This is a genomic window from Roseovarius sp., from assembly GCF_018066915.1.
In the GTDB taxonomy this organism is placed as follows: domain Bacteria; phylum Pseudomonadota; class Alphaproteobacteria; order Rhodobacterales; family Rhodobacteraceae; genus Roseovarius.
The window spans coordinates 1-7,574 of sequence record NZ_JAGPVV010000169.1; the positions used below are offsets into that span (position 1 = coordinate 1).

Below are 7,574 nucleotides of genomic sequence, written 5' to 3' on the forward strand. Positions count from 1 at the left end.
GCTCTCCGTCGCCGCGCAAGAGCCCGTCGGTGTAGTCCATCAGCGGGCGCACGTTGCGGGGAAAGCGCGCATAGAGGTCCATCAGATGCGCGGGGTTGGGAAGGCTAGGCAATAGGGGCATGGGCACTCTCCTGTGATGGCGGGACCATCGGACAGGATGGGGCGGATGAAAACCCCTCGCGCTTTGACGGTGCGATCACAATCCGGTGCGCGGGGGCATGCGGGCCACCGGTGCATGACAGGGGCAGGTGACGAGGTGATCGTTGACCATGCCCACCGCCTGCATGAAAGCATAGGTGATGGTCGGGCCGCAGAACTTGAAGCCGCGTTTCTGCAAATCCTTGGAAAGTTTTACGGAAATATCGGTCTGTGCCGGAACCTCGGCCAGAGAGCGCCATTGGTTCTGAATGGGCTGCCCGCCGACATAGTCCCAGAGGTATCGGTCAAAGCCCTCGCTGGCCTCGATCTGGGCCCAAGCGCGGGCATTGCCGATGGTCGCCGCGATCTTGCCCCGGTGGCGGATGATGCCCGGATCGGCCAAGAGGCGGGTGATGTCATCTTCGCCCCATGAGGCGATCACATGCGGGTCAAACCCTTGAAATGCCGCGCGGAAATTCTCGCGCTTGCGCAGGATGGTGATCCAGCTCAGCCCCGCCTGAAAGCCATCAAGAATGAGCTTTTCCCAGAGCGCGCGGCTGTCATATTCGGGCACGCCCCATTCGGTATCGTGATAGGACAGGTAAAGCGGATCGTCACTGACCCAGCCACAACGCTCCATGGTTTTCCCCCTCTGCAACGGCAGATGCGCGCGTTCGATCAAAGGCGCGCCTTAAGCGATCCTTAAGCCATCTGCCCCAATTTGAGAACAGGCGTTCCGGAGGGGCAAATGGGACAAAAACACAAATGGGCCGATATTCCGGCGGGGTTCGATACCCCGCTGTCCTACGCGGTGTCGGCGCGGGACCGTTCGGTGGTCGACATGGTCAATCAGGCGGTGCATCACAAACAGGTGCTGCTGGCCTATCAGGCGGTGGTGCCTGCGCGGCAACAGGACCGGCCTGCGTTCTACGAGGGGCTGATTCGCGTGCTCGATGCCACGGGGCGGGTGATTCCAGCCAAGGATTTCATCACCCAGATCGAGGTGACGGAAACCGGGCGGATCATTGATTGTCTGGCGCTGGAAAAGGGGCTGCGCACGCTGATCAACTATCCCGATCTGCGGCTGGCCATCAACATGTCGGCGCGTTCGATCGGTTATTCGCGCTGGATACGCACACTGAAAAAGGGGCTGAGCGACGATCCCACCATCGGCGAGCGGCTGATTCTGGAGATCACCGAACATTCGGCCATGCTGGTGCCCGAGCTTGTCACCGGGTTCATGAAGGATATGCAGGCGAGGGGAATCAGCTTTGCGCTGGATGATTTCGGGGCGGGCTATACCTCGTTCCGGTTTCTCAAGGAGTTCTATTTCGACATTCTCAAGATCGACGGACAATTCGTGCGCGGCATCGCCACCGATCCCGACAATCAGGTGCTGACCGCTGCCCTCGCCAGCATCGGCCAGCAATTCGACATGGTGACAGTGGCCGAAAGCGTCGAGAAGCCGGAGGATGCCGCCTATCTTGCGGCGCTCGGGATCGATTGTTTGCAGGGCTATTACTTTGGGGCGCCCACGGTGCGACCGCCCTGGCTTGACACCGCCCTTGACCGCGCCATCGCTTGAATGTGACACTCCGTCCGTTGCCGCAATGCGGCACCTACGATATGACGCCGCGTAACGGCGGAGATGACAGCGGGGATGTGCATGAAAATGTGACACCCCTGTGCCATGCTCCGGCCCGGGCAAATCCTGGTGGAGGACACAGATGACCAATGTAGTAATCGCATCCGCAGCACGCACCGCTGTCGGATCCTTTGGCGGCGCATTCGCCAATACGCCGGCGCATGATCTGGGTGCGGCCGTGCTAGAGGCGGTTGTCGCCCGCGCGGGCATCGAAAAGGGCGAAGTGTCCGAGACAATCCTGGGTCAGGTGCTGACCGCCGCACAGGGCCAGAACCCGGCGCGTCAGGCGCATATCAACGCCGGTCTGCCGATTGAATCCGCAGCCTGGAGCATCAATCAGGTCTGTGGCTCGGGTTTGCGGGCGGTGGCGCTGGCGGCGCAGCACATCCAACTGGGCGATGCTGCCATTGTCTGTGCCGGGGGTCAGGAAAACATGACGCTGAGCCCCCATGCCGCCTATCTGCGCGCCGGTCACAAGATGGGCGACATGACCTATATCGACACGATGATCCGCGACGGTCTCTGGGATGCGTTCAACGGCTATCACATGGGCCAGACCGCCGAGAACGTGGCCGACCAGTGGCAGATCACCCGCGAGATGCAGGACGAATTCGCCGTGGCCAGCCAGAACAAGGCCGAAGCCGCGCAGAAGGCCGGCAAGTTCGATGACGAGGTGATCGGCTTTACCGTCAAGACGCGCAAGGGTGACATCATCGTCGACAAGGATGAATACATCCGCCACGGGGCCACCATCGAAGTCATGCAGAAGCTGCGCCCCGCCTTTACCAAGGATGGCTCGGTGACGGCGGCCAATGCGAGCGGTCTGAATGACGGGGCAGCGGCCACGTTGCTGATGAGCGCCGATGAGGCCGAGCGTCGGGGCATTGAGCCGCTGGCGCGGATTGCGTCCTATGCCACCGCCGGGCTTGATCCGTCGATCATGGGCGTGGGTCCGATCCATGCCAGCCGCAAGGCGCTGGCCAAGGCCGGGTGGCGGGTTGAGGATCTCGATCTGGTCGAGGCGAACGAAGCCTTTGCCGCGCAGGCCTGTGCGGTCAACAAGGACATGGGTTGGGACCCGGCCATCGTCAACGTCAACGGCGGCGCGATTGCCATCGGCCACCCGATTGGGGCCTCGGGCTGCCGGGTGCTGAACACGCTCTTGTTCGAGATGAAGCGTCGCGATGCCAAGCGCGGGCTGGCCACGCTCTGCATCGGGGGCGGCATGGGCGTCGCGCTCTGCGTCGAGCGTCCGTGAGGCGCGCGGGCGCGGTCTGAGACAGGATCAAGGGCACCCCAAACGGTGCCCTTTTTCATGTCGCGCCGAAAATAGCCGCGTCGCAGAAAATTTATCGCGCAACAATATTGCGCAATACGATCCAAACCGATAACCAAGTTTCAACGCACCAGCCATATTGGAGGATATCATGGCAAGAACCGCACTCGTCACCGGGGGCTCTCGTGGAATCGGCGCCGCCATTTCCAAGGCGCTCAAGGAGGAGGGCTATACCGTCGCCGCGACCTATGCCGGCAATGATGAGGCCGCCGCCAAATTCACCGAGGAAACCGGCATCAAGACCTACAAATGGAACGTGGCGGACTATGACAGCTCCAAGGAGGGGATCGCCCGCGTCGAGGCGGAATTGGGCCCGATCGACATCGTGATCGCGAATGCCGGCATCACCCGTGATGCGCCGTTCCACAAGATGACGCCGCAACAATGGAAAGAGGTGATCGACACCAATCTCACAGGCGTGTTCAACACCGTGCATCCGGTCTGGTCGGGCATGCGCGACCGTGGCTTTGGCCGGATCGTGGTGATTTCCTCGATCAACGGGCAAAAGGGCCAGTTCGGTCAGGTCAACTATGCCGCAACCAAGGCGGGCGATCTGGGCATCATCAAGTCGCTGGCCCAAGAGGGCGCGTCCAAGGGCATCACCGCCAATGCCATCTGCCCCGGCTATATTGCGACGGAAATGGTCATGGCCGTGCCCGAAGCGGTGCGTGAAAAGATCATCGGCATGATTCCCGCAGGCCGTCTGGGCCAGCCCGAGGAAATCGCGCGCTGCGTGACGTTCCTTGTGTCCGAGGATGCCAGCTTTATCAACGGCTCGACCATTTCGGCCAATGGCGCACAGTTCTTTGTCTGAGTGACGCGCTCTTGTCAGGGAAAGCCCGCCCGGTGGCGGGCTTTTTCATGTTCGGGGGGCGGCGAGCGTGCCGCGAAAGCAAAGCTCTGTCTCGAGGCAGACAGGTGCCGGGGCCGCGCCACCGCCGACCATGTCGACCAAGAGTTGCGCCGCAGCGCGCCCCATTTCACGGTGCGGGACATGCACGGTGGTCAGGGCCGGATCGACCACGGTCGCAATCTCGATATCGTCAAAGCCGGTGATCGACACATCCTGCGGCACAGTGAGGCCAAGCTGGCGCGCCATCTGCAAGGCGCCGACCGCGAGCACGTCATTGCCACAGATTACGGCGGTGGGCGGTGTGGGCAGGGCCATGAGCCGCGCCATCGCCTCGGCCCCGTTGGCGATGCTGTAGGGGGTTTCGATCAGCTCCAACGCGGCGGGATCAACGCCATGGTCGCGCAAGGCATCGCGCACCCCGGCAATGCGGTCACGGGCGCGGTCATTGCCCATCGCAACTGCCGAAATCATGCCGATATGGCGATGACCAAGGCGCAACACCTCATCGGCCAAACCCGCCATGGCGCGGCGATTGTCAAAGCCGATCGAGGGGCGCGCCTGTGCCGGATCAAAGGCCCAAGAGACCAGCACCGGCACGCCGCGTTGCGCGAGAAAGGCGTAGATGCCGGGGTCGCGGTCATGGCCGATGAGCAAAAGTGCATCCGCGCCGCGTGCCACAAGGGTGCGAATCTGATCCGCCTCGATATCGGGGCTGTAAGAGGAGGAGGCCACCAGAAGCGTCTGGCCGCTGAGGTGCAATTCCTCCTGAAAGGCCTGAATGGCGCGGGCAAAGATCGCGTTTTCCATCGTCGGGATGATCGCGCCGATGGTGCCGGTGCGCCGTGCGGCAAGGGCGCGCGCGCCGAAATTGGGGGAGTAGCCAAGGCTTGCGACCGCACTCAGAACCCGGTCGCGCGTGGCCGTCTGCACCTGCGCGGGCGAGTTGAGACAGCGCGAGACAGTGGCGGTCGAGACCCCCGCCACCCGCGCGACATCGGCCAGCGTGGGCAGGTTGGGAGCGGTGTCGGAGAGGCGTCGATTCATCCTGTGGCCCGAAGCATTTGTGGTGGACTCTGCCCGTCTGTAACGGGATTTTGGAAATATAACAGCTTGCGTGAAAATATGTAAGCGCTTACATTTCTCTCGAATCGTCGGCAAATCCGGCGAGAGGGAGGGCCGCATGTTCCTGTTTGCCGCATTGATCCTGTTTGGCGCCTTTGGCGCGAATGTGGCGTTAGGCGCCTTTGGCAATGCCGCGTTTCTGACAGGTGTGGGGGAGATGCTGCTGCTCTTGGCGGCGGTCGTGACCTTTGTCGTCGCCACGTTGAGGAGCGAGGCGGCGCGCAAGCAAGAAAAATAAATCAGATCTCAGGGAGGAGACAAGAATGACTGAAGAAGCAAAAGACCTTGCGTCCGAAGAGCGGCGCAATTTCCTGAAACTGGCCACCACCGGCAGCTTTACCGCCGCGGTTGTCGCGGCGGCGGCGGGCACGCTCTGGTCATCTGAGGCGAGCGCGCAGACCGCCAATGAAGAGCGCGAGCGCGAGGCGGCGGCGGAGCATGTGATGACGCTGGCCACGGAATATGTGGTGGGCACCACACGCAGCTATCCGATGATGCAGCTCGACGTGAAAGAGAACTTGCAAAACGCCTCGAACGGCAAGATTTATGTCAAGCTCGCCCCCGGCGGGCAGTTGGGCGTGGGTTCGGCGCTGGCGCAAAAGGTGCAGGGCGGCACGATCAATGCCGGGCAATTCTCGCTCTCGAACTTTGCCCCCTTTGCCCCGGCGGTCGACCTGATCAACATGCCCTATTTCTGCGGGGCCAATCAGCGCTTCGTCAACCTCGTCACCTCGGACATCTGGAAGAAAGAGGTGAATGCGCTGGTCGAGGCGCGCGGGTTCAAGCCGATGTTCTATTTCTGCATCGACCCGCGTGTGATGGCCGTGCGCAAAGGCGGCGGTGGGCCGATCATGACGCCGGCAGATTTGCAAGGGGTCAAGTTCCGGGTGCCCGGTTCGCAGATGCTGCAACAGTTCTACCGCATGGGCGGTGCCAATCCGACGCCGGTGGCCTGGGGTGAGACGCCTTCGGCGATCAAGCAGGGCGTGGCCGATGCGCTCGACCCGGCGGTGGGCGCGCTCTATGCCTTTGGTTTCAAGGATATCCTGAGCCACGTCACCTTTACCCAAGCGGTGCCGGACAGCCAGACCTATGCCTGCAATCTCGAATGGTACAACACCCTGTCGAGCGATGTGCAGGAGGCGATCGAATGGGCCTCTGAAATGAGCTTCCATCAGAACCTTGCCAAGGTGCCGTCGTCGCGCACCTATGCCATGGCCGAAATGGCCAAGTCGGGTGTGGAATTCCATTCGCTGAGCGCCGAACAACTGGCGGAATGGCAGGAAACCGTGGGCTATCAACGCTCGGAGTGGGACAGCTTCAAGACCGAGTTGGCCGGGTCGATGGAGACCTTCGACAAGCTGGTCGAGGCGGCAGGCACCCAAGGCAAATACTACGTCCACGACGCCTGACGCCGGAAACACCGGGCGCGCGCCAATCGCCGCGCCCGGCCTTTGCAAGGATGCTAACGAGAGGAACAGGACCGCACCGCGCGCCCTGAACCGGAGAGGTTTGACATGCTCAGCACACTGGACCGCAATCTGGAGCGATGGGCGCTTCTGATCTTTTACATGATGCTGGTCGTCACCATGGCGATCGAGGTGATCCGGCGCGAGGTGTTCGCCTATTCCTCGGTCTGGGGCGAAGAGATCGTGCGCTATGCGTTCATCTATCTCGCGTGGATCGGGGCGGCGGCGGCGGTGCGCGAACGCGCCCATATCCGCATCGACGTGATCATGCATTACGTCGGGCCGCGCATGAAAGCGGCTCTTTACATCCTCGGTGATCTGGTGATGGCGGCGGTGGCGATTGTGGCGCTCTACTGGTCGTGGGAAACGGTGCTGGTTTCGGCCAAGTTCGGCTCTGTCAGTGCCGGGTTGCGGGTGTCGATGGTGTGGTTCCTGCTGGCGGTGCCGGTGGGCTTTGGCCTCATGCTCTTGCGCCTTGTGCAATCCTTCCTGCGTGATCTGCGCGCCCTTCGTGACGGGACCCCCGTTCACGAAGGCAATCAGCTATTCGATTAAGGGGGGCGCGCGTCATGTGGAATACATTCTCGCAAACCGTCGATCTGGGCTGGGATTTTTACGGGCCGGTGATCCTATTCGTGGTGCTGGTGGCGCTGGCCGTCCCGGTCTGGGCCGCGATCGGATCGGCGGCGATTGTCATGCTGATGTGGTCGGGCGCGCTCCCGCTCAGCCTTGTGGGCGAGAGCCTCTTTGACGGGATCGACGCCTTTGCGCTGACCGCTGTGCCGCTCTTTATCCTGACGGGCGATGTGCTGGTGCGCACCGGGCTCAGCCGCAAGTTTCTGAATGTGGCGGAGGCGCTGACGCAGTTTGCAAAGGGCGGTTTCGGCTCGGCCACGGTGCTGGTCTGCGGCATGTTCTCGGCCATCTCAGGCTCGGATGCGGCGGGGGCGGCGGCGGTGGGGCGGATGACCATCGACCGGCTGGTGGAATCAGGCTATCCGCGCCCCTATG

Annotated in this window: 9 protein-coding genes; 7 read left to right on the forward strand and 2 right to left on the reverse strand. The window is 62.2% G+C overall.

What is annotated here, in order from left to right:
* Positions 1–196: 196 nt before the first annotated feature.
* On the reverse strand, positions 197–778 hold the full coding sequence (locus tag KBT70_RS09200) for a DNA-3-methyladenine glycosylase I (protein ID WP_296631722.1): 582 nt from the start codon (positions 776–778) through the stop codon (positions 197–199).
* A gap of 108 nt (positions 779–886) precedes the next feature.
* Between KBT70_RS09200 and KBT70_RS09205 the strand changes: the two genes are divergently transcribed.
* The 3 genes from KBT70_RS09205 to phbB all read left to right on the forward strand — a co-directional run bounded on the left by KBT70_RS09205 (position 887) and on the right by phbB (position 3,933).
* Positions 887–1,723 (forward strand): EAL domain-containing protein, encoded by an 837-nt coding sequence (locus KBT70_RS09205; protein WP_296631726.1) that lies wholly within the window; start codon positions 887–889, stop codon positions 1,721–1,723.
* A 142-nt stretch (positions 1,724–1,865) separates the two neighbouring features.
* Complete coding sequence (locus KBT70_RS09210) at positions 1,866–3,041, forward strand: acetyl-CoA C-acetyltransferase (protein ID WP_296631729.1); 1,176 nt, start codon at positions 1,866–1,868, stop codon at positions 3,039–3,041.
* A 169-nt stretch (positions 3,042–3,210) separates the two neighbouring features.
* Positions 3,211–3,933, forward strand: a complete 723-nt coding sequence (gene phbB / locus KBT70_RS09215) for an acetoacetyl-CoA reductase (RefSeq protein ID WP_296631733.1) — start codon at positions 3,211–3,213, stop codon at positions 3,931–3,933.
* Between the two features lie 45 nt (positions 3,934–3,978).
* On the opposite strand, the gene KBT70_RS09220 is transcribed toward phbB, so the two are convergent.
* Positions 3,979–5,016: a LacI family DNA-binding transcriptional regulator gene (locus KBT70_RS09220; protein WP_296631736.1), complete on the reverse strand. Its 1,038-nt coding sequence runs from the start codon at positions 5,014–5,016 to the stop codon at positions 3,979–3,981.
* A gap of 136 nt (positions 5,017–5,152) precedes the next feature.
* On the opposite strand from KBT70_RS09220, the gene KBT70_RS09225 reads away from it, so the two are divergent.
* The 4 genes from KBT70_RS09225 to KBT70_RS09240 all read left to right on the forward strand — a co-directional run.
* On the forward strand, positions 5,153–5,332 hold the full coding sequence (locus KBT70_RS09225; protein WP_296631739.1) for a hypothetical protein: 180 nt from the start codon (positions 5,153–5,155) through the stop codon (positions 5,330–5,332).
* 25 nt (positions 5,333–5,357) lie between these two features.
* The gene (locus tag KBT70_RS09230) at positions 5,358–6,506 is read left to right on the forward strand and encodes a TRAP transporter substrate-binding protein (RefSeq protein ID WP_296631743.1); all 1,149 of its coding nucleotides are present in this window, start codon (positions 5,358–5,360) and stop codon (positions 6,504–6,506) included.
* Between the two features lie 105 nt (positions 6,507–6,611).
* Entirely contained in the window at positions 6,612–7,118 is a 507-nt protein-coding gene (locus KBT70_RS09235; RefSeq protein WP_296631747.1) for a TRAP transporter small permease, read from the forward strand.
* A 14-nt stretch (positions 7,119–7,132) separates the two neighbouring features.
* The coding region (locus KBT70_RS09240) for a TRAP transporter large permease subunit (RefSeq protein WP_296631751.1) at positions 7,133–7,574 on the forward strand (442 nt) is incomplete at its 3' end.

Bases quoted from the DNA above. Each gene is read 5' to 3' on its own strand.
- KBT70_RS09225 (WP_296631739.1), top strand. From the start codon at position 5,153: ATGTTCCTGTTTGCCGCATTGATCCTGTTTGGCGCCTTTGGCGCGAAT.
- KBT70_RS09230 (WP_296631743.1), top strand. From the start codon at position 5,358: ATGACTGAAGAAGCAAAAGACCTTGCGTCCGAAGAGCGGCGCAATTTC.
- KBT70_RS09200 (WP_296631722.1), bottom strand. From the start codon at position 778: ATGGAGCGTTGTGGCTGGGTCAGTGACGATCCGCTTTACCTGTCCTAT.
- phbB (WP_296631733.1), top strand. From the start codon at position 3,211: ATGGCAAGAACCGCACTCGTCACCGGGGGCTCTCGTGGAATCGGCGCC.
- KBT70_RS09205 (WP_296631726.1), top strand. From the start codon at position 887: ATGGGACAAAAACACAAATGGGCCGATATTCCGGCGGGGTTCGATACC.
- KBT70_RS09220 (WP_296631736.1), bottom strand. From the start codon at position 5,016: ATGAATCGACGCCTCTCCGACACCGCTCCCAACCTGCCCACGCTGGCC.
- KBT70_RS09210 (WP_296631729.1), top strand. From the start codon at position 1,866: ATGACCAATGTAGTAATCGCATCCGCAGCACGCACCGCTGTCGGATCC.
- KBT70_RS09235 (WP_296631747.1), top strand. From the start codon at position 6,612: ATGCTCAGCACACTGGACCGCAATCTGGAGCGATGGGCGCTTCTGATC.